Genomic DNA, 16,517 nt, shown 5'->3' with positions numbered 1-16,517 from the left:
CCTCCCTTGTCTTATGAAGATTTCTTTTTGGTCTTTATTCTGCTCGGTCTGGGTCCTTTTCTTGTCCTTGCGTTTGATCGGGTCTTTTGACCCCTAACGGGGAGCCCAAGTTTGTGTCTGATACCTCTGTAACACCCTATCTCTATGAGCCGTCTGATGTTTCTTTCAACCTCGCTTCTGAGTTCTCCTTCTACCTTGAAGTGATCCTGAATGTACTTGGTGATCTTGCTGATCTCCTCATCGGTGAGGTCTCCCACTCTCTTTTCCGGATCTATACCAGTGTTTTTCAAAATTTCGAAGGATCTGCTCCTTCCAATCCCGTAGATGTAGGTCAACGCCACCCAGACCTTTTTGTTGTTTGGAAGCTCAACACCTACGATACGAGCCATTCATTTCCCTCCTCCTTAGCCTTGCTTCTGATTGTGTTTTGGATTAACCTTACAGATAACATAGACTCTCTTCTTTCTTCTGATTATTTTGCAGTGTTCACATCTCTTCTTCACAGAAGCCTGTACTTTCATTTTTCCCACTCCTTTCGTTACTCTGGTTTTTTTCTATAAACGATTCGTCCTCGGGTGAGATCGTACACAGAGAGCTCAACAATAACCCGATCTCCGGGGACCAATCTTATAAAATTTTTTCTCATTCTGCCAGAAACGTGAGCGAGCACTTTGTGCCCATTGTCTAATTCTACTCTAAACATAGCGTTAGGTAAAGCCTCTATTATAGTCCCTTCCATTCGGATGACATCTTCCTTTCCCATTTCATCCCTCCTTGGTCAATATCTCCACCCCGTTTTCTGTTACCAGAATCGTGTGTTCGAAGTGAGCGCATCTGGAACCGTCCACAGTAACGGCTGTCCATCCATCTCCTTTTACAACAACTCTCCAGTCTCCTTCACTCACCATAGGTTCTATGGCCAGCGTCATACCTTTTCTTAAGACCACACCCGTTCCGGGCGTTCCGTAGTTTGGAATTTGAGGATCTTCGTGGAGTTCTCTTCCCACCCCATGACCCACATAATCCCTGATCACATTGAAACCTGCTGATTCAACCGTTTCCTGAATGCAATGCGAAACATCTCCAAGCCTAATGCCGGGTTTTATCATTTTTATAGCTTTTTCCAGTGCCTCTCTTGTTACTCTCACCAGTTCTTTTCCTCTTTCATCAGTTTCTCCAACTATGTATGTGACGGCTCCATCACCGTAAAGTCCCTGATACACCGCTCCAACATCTACAGAGACTATGTCTCCTTCCTTGAAAACTTTCTCCTTGAGGGGAAGACCGTGCACCACTTCCTCATTTACGGAAACACACGTTGCGTACTTGTAACCACCGTATCCCTTGAAAGCCGGCTTGACTCTGAGTTTTTTGAAGATCTCCAGGACAAGAACTTCAACGTCCCATGCGGTTTTCCCCGGAACGATCACTTTTCCAACTTCCCTCAAAGCCGTTGCAACCGCTTTTCCTGCTTTTTTCATCTTCTCGATCTCAGAGGGTGTCTTTATCCTTATCATTTATCACTCCACCCTACTATCTTCAACACTTCGGCGATCACGTTGTCTATTCCTATGGTACCGTCCACTCGTTTGAGAATACCCTTTTTATCGTAGTAATCAATCACCGGCTGTGTCTTTTCGAGATAAACCTTGTACCTGTGCCTCACTGTTTCCTCTTTGTCGTCTTCTCTCTGAACGAGCTTCACTTTACAATCATCGCACAGTTCATCCTCTTTTGGAGGAAGTGAAATCAAATTGTAAATTCTTCCACACTTTGGACAGATCCTTCTGGATGTGAGCCTCTGAACAACCACTTCCTCAGGAACCTCGAAAAGTATAGCGGCTGTGAGCTCTTTGTTTTGAGTTTTCAAAAAGACGTCAAGGAATTCTGCCTGTTCCACAGTTCTTGGATAACCGTCCAGTATGAATCCTTTTTCGCAATCTTTTTCTGAGAGCCTTCTTTTCACAACTTCGTTCACAAGTTCATCTGGAACGAGTTCCCCTTTCTCCATGATTTCCTTTATCTTCTTTCCAAGTTCGTCGTTCTCCTTTTTTACAATGTCTCTGAAAATGTCACCGGTAGATATATGTGGAATACCAGTCGCTTCCTGTAATCTTTTTGCGTAAGTTCCCTTTCCCGCACCCGGAGGTCCCAGAAAGACGAGATATGCCATCATCTTCTCCCCCTTATTCTACCCTTTTTGATGAATCCTTCGTAGTGTCTCATCACCATATGGGTTTCCATCTGTTGAATGATGTCAAGAGCGACTCCCACAGCGATCAAAGCAGAAGTTCCTCCGATCCAGACGTTCACTCTTATGGCTCCCTGAACCAAGTAGGGAAGAAGGGCTATGACTACGAGGAAGACGGCTCCGATAAATGTCACTCTGTTTAGAACTCTGTGGAGATACTGCTCCGTTGATCTTCCAGGTCTCAAGCCCGGGATGTAACCTCCGTACTTCTGAATGTTTTCAGAGATTTCCTTAGGATCGAAAATCACAACGCTATAGAAGTAAGTGAAGAAGAACACCAGCAATCCGTAAACGAGAAGGTAGAGGAATCCACCTGCTTTGAAGAGATTTTGAAGAGTTCCACTGTTCGTTATTGAAGCGATCGCAGAAGGTATTGAAACTATGGCACTCGCAAAGATGATGGGGATCACACCACCTTGGTTCACCTTTATAGGAAGATACGTGCTGGCTCCTCCATACACTCTCCTTCCTGTGACCCTTCTTGCGTATTGTATGGTTATCCTTCTCTCTGCCTGCTGAACGAGTATGATTCCAAATATCGTGATAAGGCCAACAGCTATGAGAAAGATCCATTCCAAAAGATTCAGACCACCGAGATATGCCTGTCTAATGTAGCTTGGGTATCTTGCCACTATTCCCGCGAAGATCAGGATCGAAATACCGTTTCCTATACCCTTTTCTGTGATCCTTTCACCGAGCCAGAGCAGAAACATGGTTCCGGCAAGCATGGATATGGTGGAGAGAATGGTGAACTGGAGCACATTAACACCGGGAGCTATCATGTCCGGGTTCGATCTTGCAAGCGAAAAGGAAACAAAGAAAGCCTGAAAACCACCTATCAAGAGTGTGAGATGCCTTGTGTACTTTGCGAACTTCTTTCTTCCCTCTTCACCCTCTCTGAGCATCTCCTTGAGCGAAGGCATAACAGATGCCAGAAGCTGAAGGATGATCGACGCGGTTATGTATGGAGTGACACTCATGGTGAAAACAGAGAACTGACTCAAAGCTCCTCCAGTGAACACATCGTAGAAACTCAAAATTCCAGCGACACCAGCGGTTTCTGCTATCCTCCTGAAGATTTCCCCCCACGCTTCCAGGTTCAACCCAGGAACGGGGATGTAAATCCCCATCCTGAAAACGATCAAAGCAAGGAGTGTGAAAATAATCCTGTCGCGAAGTTCTGGTATTTTAAAAGCGTTTTTGAAAGCTTGCCACATTTTATATCACCTCAGCCTTACCACCAGCACTTTCTATCTTCTCTACAGCGCTCTTACTGAAAGCATGTGCTTTGACTACTAGTGGTTTGGTGAGTTCTCCATCGCCGAGGATCTTTACTCCATCTCTCAGATCTTTTATGATTTTTCTTTCGATGAGTTTTTCTGGAGTCACTTCTTCGTTGGCCTCGAACCTTTCTTCGAGAACTTTGACATTAACAACTGCATAAACTTTTTTGTTTATATTGTTGAATCCTCTCTTGGGAAGTCTTCTGTGCAGAGGAGTTTGTCCACCCTCAAACCAGATGTGGACCTTTCCACTTCCCCTGGCTTTCTGTCCTTTGTGTCCCCTTCCACTGGTTTTTCCGTGCCCGGATCCGGGACCCCTACCGACTCTCTTTCTCTTCTTCATCGCCCCAGGAGTTGGTCTCAGATCTTCAAGCCTCATGCGTTGTTACCCCCTTCCTCGATCTCCTCTACTTCTACCAGATGTTTCACCTTTCTGATCATACCCCTGATCTGTGGCAAGTCGTCCTTTACGACCACCTGGTTGAGCTTCCTGAGTCCAAGTCTTTTCACTGTATCCTTTTGATCCCAGGAATAACCAATGGGACTCTTGACCAGTTTTATCTTCAGCTTCTTAGGCATTGTTCTCCCTCCCCACGCCTTTGAACACTTCTTCGACCGATATGTCCCTGAGTTTTGCAACTTTTCTTGGATCCAGAAGGTTCTTCAAACCGTTCATCGTTGCAAGAGCAAGGTTCAAAGGATTGGTGGACCCGAGAGATTTCGTGAGTATGTTCTGGATTCCTGCGAGCTCAACAACGGCTCGGACAGTACCACCGGCGATGATACCTGTACCCGGTGCGGCTGGTCTCAAAAGCACTTTGGAAGCGTCCTGTTTTCCTACGACTTCGTGTGGAATGGTTCCGTTGATCACAGGAACTTCTATGATGTTTCGCTTTGCAGCAGATATGGCCTTTCTGATCGCTTCGGGAACCTCTCTTGCTTTTCCTATTCCCAGTCCCACTTTACCGTTTTTGTTTCCAACAATGGCCACAACCCTGAAGCTCAGATTCTTTCCACCCTTTGTAACTTTAGAGGTTCTCCTTATTTCTATTATCTTCTCTTCGAATTCTTCGTACTGTATCTCCTTTATAACTCCCTGTGTTTCCACAGTACCACCCTCCTTCAGAATTCGAGTCCAGCTTCTCTGGCTCCATCCGCCAGTGCCTTAACCCTACCATGGTACTTATATCCGCCTCTATCGAACACGACCTTCTTTATTCCCTTTTCGAGGGCTCTTTTTCCTAAGAGAAGTCCTACTTCTTTAGCTGCCTCTATGTTCCACGTTTTCTGGAGCTTTTCCCTCAGTTCGGGGTCAAGAGTAGAAGCGGAAACAAGGGTATGACCTATCGTGTCATCTATGATCTGGGCGTATATGTGTTTATTGCTTCTGAAAACACAGAGCCTTGGTCTTTCAGGAGTTCCAAACACCTTTTTTCTAACTCTTCTATGCCTTCTGAGTCGCTGTTCTTTTTTTGACTCCTTCTTTATCATTTCAACAACCCCCTTTATGCTTTCTTACCTTCTTTCTGTCTCACCACTTCACCAACGTACCTGACTCCCTTTCCAGTGTAGACATTTGGTGGCCTGAACGCTCTGATCTCAGCAGCAACCTGTCCTACTCTCTGTTTATCGATGCCAGAAACAACTATTCTGTTTGGTGCTGGAACTTCGACCTTCACATCTGAGGGTATCTCATAAACAACGGGATGAGCGTATCCAAGATTCATCACTACTGTATTCCCCTGAAGCTGCGCTCTGTAACCGATTCCCACAATCTCCAGCTCTTTCCTGTAGCCCTCTGTTACACCAACAACCATATTTCTAATGAGAGACCAATAAGTTCCTTGGAACATCTTTATCTTTCTCCAGTCAGACTTTCTTATGATCTGACTTTCGTTGGGTTTTACCCAGACCTCGTTACCTTCAACTTCTATTTTCACGTAAGGGAGAAATTCCTGACTGAGCTCTCCCTTTGGTCCCTTCACCTTAACAATGTTGTCTTTTATTTCAACCGTAACACCCTGTGGTAAGACTATGGGCTTTTTTGCAAGTCGAGACATTCAAAACACCTCCTCACCAGACGTAAGCGATTACTTCTCCGCCGACTCCAAGTTGACGTGCTTCTTTATCTGTTAGAACACCCTTTGAAGTAGTGAGTATGGCTATTCCAAGGCCGTTTTTCACTTTCGGGATGTGGTCCTTGTCGACGTAGATTCTCCTACCTGAGTGAGACACTCTGACGATACCGTGAATGACTCTTTCTCTGTTCTTCCTTCCGCCTTTGTATTTGAGGTAAACCCTCAGTATTCCCTGCTTTCCGTCTTCGATGTATTTGTAGTCCGCTATGAATCCTTCTCTTTTCAAGATCTCACAGATCTTCTTCTTGAGGTTGGAAGCAGGTATATCCGTGTATTCTTTGAAAACCATATTGGCATTTCTGATTCTTGTTAGCATGTCGGCAATCGGATCGCTCCACACAGCACCATCCCTCCCTTACCAGCTTGCCTTCCGAACTCCAGGGAGCTTTCCTTCCAGAGCAAGCTTCCTGAAACAAACCCTGCAGAGTCCGAATTCTCTGTACACCGCTCTCGGGCGTCCACAGATGTGGCACCTTGTGTACTCACGTACCTTGTACTTCTTCGGTTTCTTCCATCTTTCTATCATTGCCTTCTTGGCCATTCATCTCACCTCCGTTATCCTCTCTTGAAAGGCATTCCAAAGAGCTCAAGAAGCCTTCTGGCTTCCTGATCTGTCTTTGCAGTTGTGACGATGGTGATGTCCATTCCCTGGATCCTTCTGACTTCATCTGGACTCAGTTCAGGGAAAACCAGCTGTTCTGAAAGACCAAAGGAGTAATTCCCTCTTCCGTCAAAGGAGTTGGGATCGAGTCCTCTGAAGTCCCTCACCTTGGGCAACACGATGTTTATGAGTTTGTAGAGAAAATTGTACATCCTTGCTCCTCTGAGGGTTACTTTCAAACCTATCGGCATTCCCTTCCTTATCTTGAAGTTGGAAATGCTCTTTCTTGCCCTTGTAACGATTGGTTTCTGTCCCGTGATTTTTGCGAGTTCGTTCGCGTGGCGTTCTATGAGATCGTAGTTTCTGGAACCTTCACCAATTCCCATGTTTATAACGATTTTGACCAGCTTCGGAACCTGATGAATGTTCTTGTAGTTGAACTCTTTCATCAAAGCAGGTACTATTTCCTTCTCGTACTGATCTTTCAGAGGAACGTATTCATATCTCATACCGATTCCTCCCTCAATCCTTGTCAATGATCTCACCACACTTCTTGCAGTATCTTACCTTTTTCCCATCTTCGGTGAACCTGTAGCCGACTCTCGTTCTTTTATCACAAGCAGGACAGACAACCATAACTTTGGAAGCGTAGATCGGTGCTTCTCTCTCTATGATTCCACCCTCACGAAGCTGGGGGATGGGTCTTTGATGTCTTTTCACCATGTTCACGTTTTCAACGATGACTTTGTTTTCTTTCGGGATCACTCTGAGAACCTTTCCCCTTTTTCCTCTGTCTTTTCCAGAAATCACTTCGACAAGATCACCTTTCTTTATCCTCATCTCCGTATCACCTCACCAAACTTCTGGTGCGAGGGATATTATTTTCATGAATCCTTTTTCCCTGAGTTCCCTCGCAACCGGACCAAAGATTCTGGTGCCTCTGGGAGCGTTGAACTTATCAATGAGAACAGCCGCGTTGTCATCGAATCTGATGTAAGTACCATCATTTCTTCTGATTTCTTTCTTTGTTCTCACAATCACCGCTCTGACTACGTCTCCTTTCTTCACATCAGAATTCGGGATGGCTTCCCTGACTGAACACACAACTATATCTCCAACTGTTCCGTACTTTTTATGAAACCCACCGATAACTCTTATGACTCTGAGCTTTTTGGCACCAGAGTTGTCGGCCACATTGAGATAGGTCTCTTGCTGTATCATGATTCAACCCCTCCCTTGCCCTCGACTGCTTCTATCTCTTCCTGTATGTCCTCTTCTTCTTTCAGGACTCTTTCGGGTTCAAACCTTTGAATGATCCTAACGACTCTCCATCTCTTCGTTTTACTGAGAGGTCGAGTTTCTTCTATTTCGACAACATCTCCTATTTTACACTCGTTTCTTTCATCGTGTGCGTGATATTTTTTCGTCCTCTTCACGTATTTCTTGTAAATCGGGTGCTGTACGAGTTTTTCAACGGCAACAACTACTGTCTTGTCCATTTTATCGCTCACAACTATTCCAGTCAAACGTTTCCTTGGCATGTTTTCACCTCCTTATGCCTAACTCCCTCTCTCTGAGAATGGTCTTTATCCTTGCGATATCCCTTTTAGTGAGCTTTATGAGAGAAGTATTCTTCAGCTGTCCCATTGCAAGCTGGAATCTGAGTTCCATAAGCTGCCTCTTCTTTTCTTCGAGAAGATTCTTCAATTCTTCATCTGTGTAATTCCTGAGTTCGGAAGCCTTCATACTGCCTCACCCCCAATATGGTGACGGGGAACTACCTTAGTAGCTATGGGAAGTTTACTCGCAGCGTACCTGAGAGCTTCATGGGCTGTTTCCTCATCGACTCCCGCCACTTCAAAGAGAATCTTCCCGGGTTTCACAACGGCGACCCATCCTTCAACGTTACCCTTACCTTTTCCCATCCTGGATTCAGGTGGTTTTTTCGTGTAAGGTTTGTCAGGGAATATTCTTATCCAGATCTTTCCGGATCTTTTCATAGCCCTCAGCATGGCAATTCGGCAAGCTTCTATCTGCTGGGCTGTGATCCAAGCTGGTTCGAGTGCTTTGAGACCCCATTCACCGAACTGAACAAATGTTCCTCCCTTGGCTTTTCCTTTCATTCTTCCTCTTTGTTGTTTTCTGTATTTGACCCTTCTTGGCATCAACATGGCAATTACCTCCCTTAGATATCAGCATCTCCTTTGTAGATCCACACTTTGATGCCGATAGTACCGTACTTGGTCCACGCAGTGGCCGTTCCATAATCTATGATCGCCTTCAATTTCTGAAGAGGCAGTCTTCCTCTGAGGTACCATTCTCTTCTGGCGATCTCAGCTCCACCGAGCCTTCCAGCGACCATCACTTTTATTCCCTGTGCACCCTTTCTCATGGCGTTCATTATTGCTCTCTTCATTGCCACTTTGTAAGATGCCCTCTTTTCTATACGGGAAGCTATAGACTCGGCAACAAGCTGTGCATCGAGTTCGGGCGTTTTTATCTCTTCAATATTAATAACAACCCTTCTGTTGAACTTCCTCTCCAGCTCCTCTCTCAAACTCGTTATCTCCGCACCTTTCCTTCCTATGATGATTCCAGGTCTTGCTGTTTTCACGGTTATGTTGATCCTTTCAGCGTCAGGTCTTTCTACGTATATCTCGCTAATCCCAGCATGGTAATACCTGTTCTTTATGAACTTTCTTATCTCTTCATCCTCGAGGAGCCACTCTTTGTAATTCTTTTCGTTGAACCATTTTGCTTGCCAGTCGGCACTCAGACCCAACCTGAAGCCGCGGGGATGCACTTTCTGACCCACCGTATCACCTCACTCTTCGGATGATATCTTCTTTTGTAATTCCTCAAGAGCCTTCCTGTATTCATCTTCTTTACTGCGATCTCTCACTACAACTGTGATGTGTGACATTCTCTTCTGAATGATATCCGCCCTGCCTCTTCCTCTGGGCCAGATCCTTTTCATCCTTGGTCCATCGTTAACGTAACACTCGGAAACATAGAGATTCTCAACACTCAACCCAAAGTTATTTTCGGCATTCGCGACAGCCGACTTCAATACCTTTTCCATTATTCTTGCGGCCTTCTTCGGTGAAAAAGCAAGAATCTGGAAAGCTTCTTCGACGGATTTCCCTCTTATTGTGTTTGCTATGGCTCTGGCTTTTCTTGGAGAGATCCTTATGTATCTTGCCACAGCCTTAGCTTCAATCTTCGGAAGAGAAGACAGGAGCTCTTTTCTCTTTTTATGAAAAATTGAACGCTTCAAACTGCTTCTGGGTACCTGGAGCTTCATTCTTTCCCTCCTCACTTCTTCAATTCACCTTTTTTCGCTTTTTTGTCGGCATGACCTCCAAACCTTCTGGTTGGTGCAAATTCTCCAAGTCTGTGTCCGATCATGTTTTCAGTAATGTACACCGGTATGTGTTTCATACCATTGTAAACTGCGATCGTGTGCCCTACCATCTCAGGAATGATCATAGAGGCTCTGCTCCATGTTTTGATAACTTTCTTTTCACCAGTTTCGTTGAGTTTTCTGATCTTTTCGAGTAATTTTTTATCTACATAGGGTCCTTTCTTACTGGAACGACCCATTCAATTCACCTCCTTACGCTTCATTCCTTCTCCTGACGATGAATTTGTCAGAAGGTCTCTTTCCACGTCTCGTCTTGTAGCCCTTGGTTGGCAGGCCCCATGGACTCGTTGGATGGTGACCTTTACCTCTTCCTTCACCACCACCGTGCGGGTGATCCACCGGATTCATGGCAACTCCTCTGACATGCGGTCTTCTACCGAGCCATCTCACTCTTCCAGCCTTTCCGTGGACTTCGTTCTTGTGATCTTCGTTGCCCACAACACCGACGGTGGCGTAGCATTTGATGTGTACCTTTCTCAGTTCTCCAGAAGGCATTCTGAGCAGAGCGTAATTCCCTTCCTTCGCCATGATCTGACAGTATGTACCAGCTGCTCTTGCGATCTGACCACCCTTGCCCGGTGTGAACTCCACGTTGTGGACAAGGGTACCGACGGGTATCTTCTCAAGAGGAAGTGCGTTTCCTGGCCTTATTTCCGCATCGGGTCCGCTCATGAGAGTGTCTCCCACGTTCACACCTTTGGGTGCCAGAATATATCTTTTCTCTCCATCAGCGTAAAGGAGAAGCGCTATTCTGGCTGATCTGTTGGGATCGTATTCAATGGCCAGCACTTTCGCAGGAATTCCAGCTTTGTCGTATCTCTTGAAATCTATTATTCTGTATCTTCTCTTGTGCCCGCCACCTCTGTGCCTTACAGTAACTCTTCCGTGATGATTCCTTCCACCTGTTTTCTTGAGAGGTGCGAGCAACGACTTTTCAGGTTCTGTCTTTGTGATATCCGAAAAATCGGAGATAACCATAAAACGCCTTCCCGGGGTAACCGGTTTGAATCTTTTGAGTCCCATGACTTCACCCCTCTCAGTGTTCGCCTTCCAGTTCTTTGATTGTGTAACCTTCCTTCAAAGTTACAACAGCCTTTTTCCAGCTGCGGGTCTTTCCTTCAAAGATACCCCTTCTTTTCGGCTTGGGCTTCATGTTGAGAATGTTCACCTTTTCTACTTTGACATTGAAGAGCTTTTCAACAGCCTCTTTTACCAGGTTCTTGTTTGCAAGTGGATTGACCTCGAATACGTATTTCCTCTGTTCGCGGAGGATAAGAGCCTTTTCTGTGATGATGGGTCTGATTAGAACATCATTCAGTGAGAGCTTTTCCTGCTTCATTTCCGAGCACCTCCTCTATCTTGGAAACCATGTCCTGGGTGAGCACAAGGTAATCGTACTTGAGCATGTCAAAAACATTGAGTCCATCTATTCTTACTGCCTTCTCACCATTTTTGCTGTTGTTCGGATTGTCCGCAATTATTACCTTCACGTTGGGAAGGTTCTTTCCAGAGAGTTTCACATTCATGTATCCTTCATCTTTCCATGGAAGGACGATCAGTGTTTTCTTGTCGGAAAGCTGAAGGTTCTGGAGGATTTCCTTCAGAAATTTCGTCTTCGGCCTTTCGAGTTTCAGATCATCGAGTACGAAGAGTTTGTTTTCTCTGTACTTCACAGAGAGAGCAGATCGCAGAGCGAGCTTCTTCATTTTCTTGTTGAGCTTTTTGCTCCAGTCTCTCGGTTTAGGTCCGTGTGCAATTCCTCCATGCCTCCAGATGGGGGATCTTATGGAACCGTGTCTTGCTCTTCCGGTGTGTTTCTGCGGCCAGGGTTTTCTGCCACCACCGGAGACTTCTCCTCTTGTTTTCGTAGAGGCAGTTCCAGCTCTCCTGTTGGAGAGCTGCATATCCACGTATCTCCACATCACGTCGTAGTTGGGATCGATGTTGAAAACGAAATCACTGATTTCCAGGGTCCCTACTTTTTCTCCCTTCACATTCAACAGATCCACCTGAGCCATCTTTTATTCCTCCTCCACTGTTACTTTTTCGGGGCCTTGGCGCTCCTGATCAAAACGAGCCCGCCCCTCGCTCCAGGGACTCCACCTTTGACCACTAAAAGGTCGTTTTCAGGATCGATATCCACAACTTGAAGATTTCTGACAGTTACCCTCTCGTTTCCATATCTTCCGGGCATTTTCTTACCTTTCCATATCTTGGCAGGTTCCGTGTGCTGACCAACAGAACCGAGTTCTCTATGGAATTTGGAACCGTGGCTCTTCGGTCCACCGCTGAATCCCCATCTTTTCATCGCACCAGCGAATCCTCTTCCTTTTGTCCAGCCAGTAACGTCCACGTACTCACCTTTTTCAAACACGTCAACCTTTATTACCTGTCCGGGTTCGTACTCGTCGGGATTTTCTACTCTGAACTCTCTGAGTATTTTCATCGGTTCCACACCGAATTTTTTGAAGTGTCCTGCGAGAGGTTTGTTGACCTTCTTAGCCTTCTCGAATCCAAGCTGCACAGCGTTGTATCCGTCTTTCTCAACGGTTTTTTTCTGGACAACCACACAGGGCCCCGCCTTTATGACTGTAACGGGAACGGAATCATTTCCAACGAATACTCTCGTCATACCGATTTTTCTTCCAATTATCATCTTCATCAAAGACACCTCCAGGGATTACAGTTTGATCTCAACGTCGACACCTGCTGGGAGGTTTATCCTCATCAAAGCATCGATGGTCTTTGGAGATGGGTCTATGATATCTATTAGCCTTTTGTGTACTCTCTTTTCAAAGTGTTCTCTGGAGTCCTTGTGTTTCATGGGAGATCTCAGGACACAATAGAGTGTCCGCTCCGTTGGCAAGGGAATGGGACCGGACACTTTGGAATTCGTGGATTTAGCGACTTCAACGATCTTTTTCGCCGATTCGTCGAGTAACTCGTGATCGTAGGCTTTGAGTTTTATCCTTATCTTCTGTCCAGGCATATTCTAAGCACCCTCCCTCTTTTCTCAAAAAGGAGGGGGAAGCGTCCCCCTCACTCGATGACTTCTGTGACCACACCAGCTCCAACTGTTCTTCCACCTTCTCTTACAGCGAATCTCTGTCCCTTTTCAATAGCGACAGGGTAGATGAGTTCTATTTCCATTTCGACGTGGTCTCCAGGCATAACCATTTCGACACCTTCAGGAAGTCCTACGATTTCCCCTGTAACGTCAGCGGTTCTTATGTAGAACTGGGGTTTGTAACCTTTTGTGAACGGTGTATGTCTTCCTCCCTCTTCCTTCTTCAGGACGTAAACCTGAGCCTTGAATCTCTTGTGTGGTTTGATGCTTCCAGGAGCTGCGAGAACCTGTCCTCTCTCAACTTCGTCCTTGTCGATTCCTCTGAGCAGACATCCAACGTTGTCTCCTGCGATTCCTTCATCGAGTTCCTTTCTGAACATTTCCACGCTTGTAACAACGGTTTTCCTGATTTCGTAGCTGAGACCTATGATCTCAACTTCATCACCGGGTTTGATTCTTCCTCTTTCGATCCTTCCTGTAACAACCGTTCCTCTTCCTGTGATTGAGAACACGTCCTCAATAGGCATGAGGAACGGCTTATCAACTTCTCTCTGAGGCTCAGGAATGTAGTTGTCCATAGCGTCGAGGAGCTCCTGGATAGGTTTGTAAGCTTCGTGATTCGGATCGTTAGGAGCTTCGACGGCTTTCAGAGCAGAACCTCTTATGACTGGCACTTCGTCTCCAGGGTAACCGTACTGGCTCAGAAGGTCTCTCACTTCCATCTCGACGAGGTCGATGAGTTCAGGATCGTCAACCATGTCCGTCTTGTTTATGAAGACGATCATGTAGGGAACCTCAACCTGCCTTGCAAGAAGCACGTGTTCCCTTGTCTGAGGCATGGGACCATCGGTTGCAGCGACAACAAGGATGGCTCCGTCCATCTGAGCCGCTCCGGTGATCATGTTCTTGATGTAGTCCGCGTGACCAGGACAGTCAATGTGAGCGTAGTGCCTCTTTTCGGTCTGATACTCAACGTGTGTGATGTTGATGGTGATTCCTCTTGCCTTTTCCTCAGGAGCCTTGTCGATCTGGTCGTAAGGAACATACTGGGCAAGTCCCTTGAGAGAAAGGTACTTTGTTATAGCGGCTGTCAGTGTGGACTTTCCGTGGTCGATATGTCCAATCGTTCCAACGTTAACATGCGGTTTTGTTCTTACAAATTTTTCCTTCGCCATGTTCTCCCTCCTTAAACAACCTTGATGATTTTCTCGGCGATTTTCTCCGGAACTTCCTGGTAGTGCGAGAACTGCATGATGTAGCTCGCTCTACCCTGACTGAGCGATCTCAACACTGTGGCATATCCAAAAGTTTCAGAAAGCGGGATCTTCGCTACAACGATTTTCAAATGTCCTCTTGTTTCGAGAGATTCAATCTTAGCCCTTCTGGAATTGAGATCGGAAATGATGTTGCCCATGTATTCCTCCGGTGTAGTGATCTCAAGCTTCATGATAGGTTCAAGAAGAACCGGTTGCGCTTTTTTCATGGCCTCTTTGAATGCCATCGAAGCAGCTATCTTGAACGCCATTTCTGAGGAGTCAACTTCGTGGTAAGATCCGTCAAGCACAACTGCTCTCACTCTCACAACGGGATATCCCGCAAGAGGCCCAGACATCATAGCCTCCTTGATACCTGCTTCGATAGCGGGCATGAATTCCTTCGGTATCACACCACCGACCGTCTTGTCAATGAATTCGAAGTTCTTTCCTTCCTCTTCGGGTATGGGTTCTATTCTGAGAATCACATGACCGTACTGACCTCTACCACCGGTCTGTCTAATGTATTTTCCTTCGGCTTCAGCAGGCCTCTTGATGGTTTCCCTGTAAGCCACCTGAGGCTGTCCGACTCTCACGTTGACGCCGAACTCTCTCTTCAACCTGTCCACAACTATTTCAAGATGGAGTTCACCCATTCCTGAAATGATGGTTTCTCCCGTTTCTTTGTCAACCCTCACCTGAAGAGTGGGGTCTTCTTCAGAGAGAGCAAGCAGTGCCTTCACGAGTTTTTCCTCATCGGCTTTCGTGGCCGGTTCAATAGCAAGAGAAATAACAGGTTCTGGGAAGTCGATCTTTTCGAGGATTACAGGCTCTTTTTCGTCGCAGAGTGTATCTCCAGTCTGAGAAACTTTGAGGCCGACCCCTGCCGCTATATCACCGGGTCTGACGTAGTCAACTTCCTCTCTCTTGTCTGCGTGCATGAAGACGATCCTCGATATTCTCTCCCTCTGGCCCTTTGTGGAGTTGTAAACGTAACTTCCTTTCTCCAGCCTTCCAGAGTACACTCTGAAGTACACGAGCTTTCCTATGTATGGATCCACCTGCACTTTGAAGACCAGAGCTGTAAAAGGTTCGTTCTCATCGGGTTTTCTGTAGACAATCTCTCCGTCGGAAACCCTCCAGCCCTTCACCGGCGGAAGATCAAGGGGCGACGGCAGATAGTCTATAACCGCGTCCAGAAGCGGTTGTATTCCTTTGTTGGCTTTCGCCGCTCCACAGAGAACGGGAACTGCCCTGTTTTCTATGGTTGCTTTTCTCAAGATTCTCTTTATTTCTTCTTCGGAAATCTCTTCACCTTCGAGGTATTTTTCAAGAATTTCTTCGTCCAGCTCTGCAACTTTTTCAAGCATCTCTTCCCTTCTCATTTCCGCTTCTTCTCTGAGTTCTTCTGGGATCTCTCTCTCCTCGTACACCGATCCGTCTTCGCTAACCCAGTAGATCGCCTTCATTTTTATGAGGTCAATCACACCCTGGAAGTCTTTCTCACTACCGATCGGCATCTGTACTGGAATGGGATTTGCTTTGAGTTTTGTTACAAGAGTTTCGACGGCCATGTAGAAATCTGCTCCCACTTTGTCCATCTTGTTCATGAAAGCGATCCTCGGGACATTGTACTTGTCAGCCTGTCTCCAGACGGTTTCTGACTGAGGCTCGACTCCCGCCGTGGCATCGAAAACAGCTATTGCTCCATCGAGAACGCGGAGCGCCCTTTCAACCTCGGCCGTAAAGTCAACGTGTCCGGGTGTATCAATTATGTTGATTCGATAGCCCTTCCAGAAACACGTTGTGGCAGCAGACTGTATCGTAATGCCTCTTTCCTTTTCCTGAGGCATCCAGTCAGTGGTTGTGTTTCCTTCATCGACGTCTCCCAAAAAGTGTTTCCTTCCCGTGTAATAGAGAATTCTCTCTGTTGTCGTAGTTTTTCCGGCGTCGATATGGGCCATTATACCGATATTTCTAAGCTTATCCAGGTCAACATACCTCGCTTCCACATTTTCCATACTTATCACCACCTGTAATGAGCAAATGCCCTGTTGGCTTCCGCCATTCTGTGAGTGTCTTCCTTCTTCTTAATGGCCGTACCTGTGTTGTTGTATGCTGCTATGATCTCCTCGGCCAGCTTCTCTTTCATTGGCCTTCCTTTTCTGGCTCTTGCAGCTTCAACTATCCATCTGAGAGCAAGAGAGGTCCTCCTCGGTTCCTGAACTTCGATGGGAACCTGGTAAGTTGCACCACCAACCCTTCGCGGTCTTACTTCAAGAACAGGCTTCACATTTTCTACAGCCTGCCTGAAAACTTCAAGAGGATCTTTCTTTGTCTTTTCTCTGATGATATCGAAAGCACCGTAGACGATCTTCTGAGCGGTTGTTTTTTTGCCATCCCACATCACTTTATTTATCAACTTTGCAACAAGCACATCTCCGTACACCGGATCAGGTGGTACCTGTCTTATTTCAGCTCTCCTTCTACGCACCCACAG

At 46.2% G+C, this 16,517-nt stretch carries 30 protein-coding genes; all 30 read right to left on the bottom strand.

Annotated features, from left to right (window positions below; all coding sequences use genetic code 11):
* Positions 1 to 11 precede the first annotated feature (11 nt).
* Genes rpsM through rpsG form a run of 30 tightly spaced genes read right to left on the bottom strand, consistent with a single transcriptional unit; the run spans position 12 to position 16,511 of the window.
* The gene (gene rpsM, locus MC24_RS04305) at positions 12 to 389 is read right to left on the bottom strand and encodes a 30S ribosomal protein S13 (protein WP_004081785.1); all 378 of its coding nucleotides are present in this window, start codon (positions 387 to 389) and stop codon (positions 12 to 14) included.
* A gap of 15 nt (positions 390 to 404) precedes the next feature.
* A complete protein-coding gene (rpmJ, locus tag MC24_RS04300) occupies positions 405 to 521 on the bottom strand; it encodes a 50S ribosomal protein L36 (RefSeq protein ID WP_004081787.1) in 117 nt (38 codons plus the stop codon).
* A gap of 17 nt (positions 522 to 538) precedes the next feature.
* Positions 539 to 763 carry a translation initiation factor IF-1 gene (gene infA / locus MC24_RS04295; RefSeq protein ID WP_004081789.1) on the bottom strand — a complete coding sequence of 75 codons (225 nt, stop codon included), beginning with the start codon at positions 761 to 763 and terminating at the stop codon, positions 539 to 541.
* Between the two features lies 1 nt (position 764).
* Entirely contained in the window at positions 765 to 1,517 is a 753-nt protein-coding gene (gene map, locus MC24_RS04290; RefSeq protein ID WP_008195037.1) for a type I methionyl aminopeptidase, read from the bottom strand.
* Positions 1,514 to 2,176 carry an adenylate kinase gene (locus MC24_RS04285; RefSeq protein WP_038052877.1) on the bottom strand — a complete coding sequence of 221 codons (663 nt, stop codon included), beginning with the start codon at positions 2,174 to 2,176 and terminating at the stop codon, positions 1,514 to 1,516. The genes map and MC24_RS04285 overlap by 4 nt, the downstream gene beginning before the upstream one ends.
* Entirely contained in the window at positions 2,173 to 3,468 is a 1,296-nt protein-coding gene (gene secY, locus MC24_RS04280) for a preprotein translocase subunit SecY (protein ID WP_038052874.1), read from the bottom strand. The genes MC24_RS04285 and secY overlap by 4 nt, the downstream gene beginning before the upstream one ends.
* A 1-nt stretch (position 3,469) precedes the next feature.
* Positions 3,470 to 3,913, bottom strand: coding sequence for a 50S ribosomal protein L15 (rplO, locus tag MC24_RS04275; RefSeq protein WP_008195030.1), 444 nt, complete (start codon positions 3,911 to 3,913; stop codon positions 3,470 to 3,472).
* The gene (gene rpmD, locus MC24_RS04270; RefSeq protein WP_008195028.1) at positions 3,910 to 4,113 is read right to left on the bottom strand and encodes a 50S ribosomal protein L30; all 204 of its coding nucleotides are present in this window, start codon (positions 4,111 to 4,113) and stop codon (positions 3,910 to 3,912) included. Before rpmD ends, rplO begins: the two co-directional genes overlap by 4 nt.
* A complete protein-coding gene (gene rpsE / locus MC24_RS04265; protein ID WP_038052871.1) occupies positions 4,106 to 4,642 on the bottom strand; it encodes a 30S ribosomal protein S5 in 537 nt (178 codons plus the stop codon). Before rpsE ends, rpmD begins: the two co-directional genes overlap by 8 nt.
* A gap of 14 nt (positions 4,643 to 4,656) precedes the next feature.
* Positions 4,657 to 5,025, bottom strand: a complete 369-nt coding sequence (gene rplR, locus MC24_RS04260; protein ID WP_038052869.1) for a 50S ribosomal protein L18 — start codon at positions 5,023 to 5,025, stop codon at positions 4,657 to 4,659.
* A gap of 14 nt (positions 5,026 to 5,039) precedes the next feature.
* Positions 5,040 to 5,594 carry a 50S ribosomal protein L6 gene (gene rplF, locus MC24_RS04255; RefSeq protein WP_038052865.1) on the bottom strand — a complete coding sequence of 185 codons (555 nt, stop codon included), beginning with the start codon at positions 5,592 to 5,594 and terminating at the stop codon, positions 5,040 to 5,042.
* Between the two features lie 13 nt (positions 5,595 to 5,607).
* Complete coding sequence (gene rpsH, locus MC24_RS04250) at positions 5,608 to 6,012, bottom strand: 30S ribosomal protein S8 (RefSeq protein WP_008195021.1); 405 nt, start codon at positions 6,010 to 6,012, stop codon at positions 5,608 to 5,610.
* 15 nt (positions 6,013 to 6,027) lie between these two features.
* Positions 6,028 to 6,213, bottom strand: a complete 186-nt coding sequence (locus tag MC24_RS04245) for a type Z 30S ribosomal protein S14 (RefSeq protein ID WP_008195018.1) — start codon at positions 6,211 to 6,213, stop codon at positions 6,028 to 6,030.
* A gap of 14 nt (positions 6,214 to 6,227) precedes the next feature.
* Positions 6,228 to 6,782 (bottom strand): 50S ribosomal protein L5, encoded by a 555-nt coding sequence (rplE, locus tag MC24_RS04240; RefSeq protein WP_008195012.1) that lies wholly within the window; start codon positions 6,780 to 6,782, stop codon positions 6,228 to 6,230.
* 13 nt (positions 6,783 to 6,795) lie between these two features.
* The gene (gene rplX / locus MC24_RS04235; protein WP_008195011.1) at positions 6,796 to 7,113 is read right to left on the bottom strand and encodes a 50S ribosomal protein L24; all 318 of its coding nucleotides are present in this window, start codon (positions 7,111 to 7,113) and stop codon (positions 6,796 to 6,798) included.
* A gap of 12 nt (positions 7,114 to 7,125) precedes the next feature.
* Positions 7,126 to 7,494, bottom strand: coding sequence for a 50S ribosomal protein L14 (rplN, locus tag MC24_RS04230; protein WP_008195008.1), 369 nt, complete (start codon positions 7,492 to 7,494; stop codon positions 7,126 to 7,128).
* Positions 7,491 to 7,814 (bottom strand): 30S ribosomal protein S17, encoded by a 324-nt coding sequence (rpsQ, locus tag MC24_RS04225; protein WP_008195006.1) that lies wholly within the window; start codon positions 7,812 to 7,814, stop codon positions 7,491 to 7,493. Before rpsQ ends, rplN begins: the two co-directional genes overlap by 4 nt.
* Before the next feature lie 4 nt (positions 7,815 to 7,818).
* Positions 7,819 to 8,019 carry a 50S ribosomal protein L29 gene (gene rpmC / locus MC24_RS04220; RefSeq protein WP_004081820.1) on the bottom strand — a complete coding sequence of 67 codons (201 nt, stop codon included), beginning with the start codon at positions 8,017 to 8,019 and terminating at the stop codon, positions 7,819 to 7,821.
* On the bottom strand, positions 8,016 to 8,444 hold the full coding sequence (rplP, locus tag MC24_RS04215) for a 50S ribosomal protein L16 (RefSeq protein ID WP_011943789.1): 429 nt from the start codon (positions 8,442 to 8,444) through the stop codon (positions 8,016 to 8,018). The genes rpmC and rplP overlap by 4 nt, the downstream gene beginning before the upstream one ends.
* Before the next feature lie 14 nt (positions 8,445 to 8,458).
* Entirely contained in the window at positions 8,459 to 9,088 is a 630-nt protein-coding gene (rpsC, locus tag MC24_RS04210; RefSeq protein ID WP_011943788.1) for a 30S ribosomal protein S3, read from the bottom strand.
* A 9-nt stretch (positions 9,089 to 9,097) separates the two neighbouring features.
* Positions 9,098 to 9,577 carry a 50S ribosomal protein L22 gene (gene rplV, locus MC24_RS04205; protein WP_038052863.1) on the bottom strand — a complete coding sequence of 160 codons (480 nt, stop codon included), beginning with the start codon at positions 9,575 to 9,577 and terminating at the stop codon, positions 9,098 to 9,100.
* Between the two features lie 11 nt (positions 9,578 to 9,588).
* Positions 9,589 to 9,876, bottom strand: a complete 288-nt coding sequence (gene rpsS / locus MC24_RS04200; protein ID WP_008194997.1) for a 30S ribosomal protein S19 — start codon at positions 9,874 to 9,876, stop codon at positions 9,589 to 9,591.
* 13 nt (positions 9,877 to 9,889) lie between these two features.
* Positions 9,890 to 10,720 carry a 50S ribosomal protein L2 gene (rplB, locus tag MC24_RS04195; protein ID WP_008194995.1) on the bottom strand — a complete coding sequence of 277 codons (831 nt, stop codon included), beginning with the start codon at positions 10,718 to 10,720 and terminating at the stop codon, positions 9,890 to 9,892.
* A gap of 13 nt (positions 10,721 to 10,733) precedes the next feature.
* A complete protein-coding gene (gene rplW, locus MC24_RS04190; RefSeq protein WP_011943786.1) occupies positions 10,734 to 11,036 on the bottom strand; it encodes a 50S ribosomal protein L23 in 303 nt (100 codons plus the stop codon).
* Positions 11,008 to 11,715 (bottom strand): 50S ribosomal protein L4, encoded by a 708-nt coding sequence (gene rplD, locus MC24_RS04185; protein WP_011943785.1) that lies wholly within the window; start codon positions 11,713 to 11,715, stop codon positions 11,008 to 11,010. The genes rplW and rplD overlap by 29 nt, the downstream gene beginning before the upstream one ends.
* Positions 11,716 to 11,735: 20 nt before the next feature.
* Positions 11,736 to 12,359 carry a 50S ribosomal protein L3 gene (gene rplC, locus MC24_RS04180; RefSeq protein WP_004081835.1) on the bottom strand — a complete coding sequence of 208 codons (624 nt, stop codon included), beginning with the start codon at positions 12,357 to 12,359 and terminating at the stop codon, positions 11,736 to 11,738.
* An 18-nt stretch (positions 12,360 to 12,377) separates the two neighbouring features.
* Positions 12,378 to 12,686: a 30S ribosomal protein S10 gene (gene rpsJ, locus MC24_RS04175; protein ID WP_004081837.1), complete on the bottom strand. Its 309-nt coding sequence runs from the start codon at positions 12,684 to 12,686 to the stop codon at positions 12,378 to 12,380.
* Positions 12,687 to 12,736: 50 nt separating this feature from the next.
* Positions 12,737 to 13,939, bottom strand: coding sequence for an elongation factor Tu (tuf, locus tag MC24_RS04170; RefSeq protein ID WP_011943784.1), 1,203 nt, complete (start codon positions 13,937 to 13,939; stop codon positions 12,737 to 12,739).
* Between the two features lie 11 nt (positions 13,940 to 13,950).
* Positions 13,951 to 16,038 carry an elongation factor G gene (fusA, locus tag MC24_RS04165; protein ID WP_011943783.1) on the bottom strand — a complete coding sequence of 696 codons (2,088 nt, stop codon included), beginning with the start codon at positions 16,036 to 16,038 and terminating at the stop codon, positions 13,951 to 13,953.
* Between the two features lie 5 nt (positions 16,039 to 16,043).
* The gene (rpsG, locus tag MC24_RS04160; protein WP_011943782.1) at positions 16,044 to 16,511 is read right to left on the bottom strand and encodes a 30S ribosomal protein S7; all 468 of its coding nucleotides are present in this window, start codon (positions 16,509 to 16,511) and stop codon (positions 16,044 to 16,046) included.
* Between the last annotated feature and the right edge of the window lie 6 nt (positions 16,512 to 16,517).

The sequence above is a fragment of the Thermotoga sp. Mc24 genome, from assembly GCF_000784835.1.
Classification (GTDB): domain Bacteria; phylum Thermotogota; class Thermotogae; order Thermotogales; family Thermotogaceae; genus Thermotoga.
This window is presented reverse-complemented; position numbering and strand designations above follow the sequence as displayed.

Coding starts and splice junctions, on each gene's coding strand:
- MC24_RS04285 (WP_038052877.1), bottom strand. CDS start 2,176: ATGATGGCATATCTCGTCTTTCTGGGACCTCCGGGTGCGGGAAAGGGA.
- rplD (WP_011943785.1), bottom strand. CDS start 11,715: ATGGCTCAGGTGGATCTGTTGAATGTGAAGGGAGAAAAAGTAGGGACC.
- tuf (WP_011943784.1), bottom strand. CDS start 13,939: ATGGCGAAGGAAAAATTTGTAAGAACAAAACCGCATGTTAACGTTGGA.
- rplX (WP_008195011.1), bottom strand. CDS start 7,113: ATGAGGATAAAGAAAGGTGATCTTGTCGAAGTGATTTCTGGAAAAGAC.
- MC24_RS04245 (WP_008195018.1), bottom strand. CDS start 6,213: ATGGCCAAGAAGGCAATGATAGAAAGATGGAAGAAACCGAAGAAGTAC.
- rplP (WP_011943789.1), bottom strand. CDS start 8,444: ATGTTGATGCCAAGAAGGGTCAAATACAGAAAACAACAAAGAGGAAGA.
- rplE (WP_008195012.1), bottom strand. CDS start 6,782: ATGAGATATGAATACGTTCCTCTGAAAGATCAGTACGAGAAGGAAATA.
- rpmC (WP_004081820.1), bottom strand. CDS start 8,019: ATGAAGGCTTCCGAACTCAGGAATTACACAGATGAAGAATTGAAGAAT.
- rpmJ (WP_004081787.1), bottom strand. CDS start 521: ATGAAAGTACAGGCTTCTGTGAAGAAGAGATGTGAACACTGCAAAATA.
- rpsJ (WP_004081837.1), bottom strand. CDS start 12,686: ATGCCTGGACAGAAGATAAGGATAAAACTCAAAGCCTACGATCACGAG.
- map (WP_008195037.1), bottom strand. CDS start 1,517: ATGATAAGGATAAAGACACCCTCTGAGATCGAGAAGATGAAAAAAGCA.
- fusA (WP_011943783.1), bottom strand. CDS start 16,038: ATGGAAAATGTGGAAGCGAGGTATGTTGACCTGGATAAGCTTAGAAAT.
- rplC (WP_004081835.1), bottom strand. CDS start 12,359: ATGAAGATGATAATTGGAAGAAAAATCGGTATGACGAGAGTATTCGTT.
- rpsM (WP_004081785.1), bottom strand. CDS start 389: ATGGCTCGTATCGTAGGTGTTGAGCTTCCAAACAACAAAAAGGTCTGG.
- rplR (WP_038052869.1), bottom strand. CDS start 5,025: ATGATAAAGAAGGAGTCAAAAAAAGAACAGCGACTCAGAAGGCATAGA.
- rplV (WP_038052863.1), bottom strand. CDS start 9,577: ATGAAGCTCCAGGTACCCAGAAGCAGTTTGAAGCGTTCAATTTTTCAT.
- rplO (WP_008195030.1), bottom strand. CDS start 3,913: ATGAGGCTTGAAGATCTGAGACCAACTCCTGGGGCGATGAAGAAGAGA.
- infA (WP_004081789.1), bottom strand. CDS start 763: ATGGGAAAGGAAGATGTCATCCGAATGGAAGGGACTATAATAGAGGCT.
- rplF (WP_038052865.1), bottom strand. CDS start 5,594: ATGTCTCGACTTGCAAAAAAGCCCATAGTCTTACCACAGGGTGTTACG.
- rpsS (WP_008194997.1), bottom strand. CDS start 9,876: ATGGGTCGTTCCAGTAAGAAAGGACCCTATGTAGATAAAAAATTACTC.
- rplN (WP_008195008.1), bottom strand. CDS start 7,494: ATGATACAGCAAGAGACCTATCTCAATGTGGCCGACAACTCTGGTGCC.
- rplB (WP_008194995.1), bottom strand. CDS start 10,720: ATGGGACTCAAAAGATTCAAACCGGTTACCCCGGGAAGGCGTTTTATG.
- rpmD (WP_008195028.1), bottom strand. CDS start 4,113: ATGCCTAAGAAGCTGAAGATAAAACTGGTCAAGAGTCCCATTGGTTAT.
- rpsQ (WP_008195006.1), bottom strand. CDS start 7,814: ATGCCAAGGAAACGTTTGACTGGAATAGTTGTGAGCGATAAAATGGAC.
- rplW (WP_011943786.1), bottom strand. CDS start 11,036: ATGAAGCAGGAAAAGCTCTCACTGAATGATGTTCTAATCAGACCCATC.
- secY (WP_038052874.1), bottom strand. CDS start 3,468: ATGTGGCAAGCTTTCAAAAACGCTTTTAAAATACCAGAACTTCGCGAC.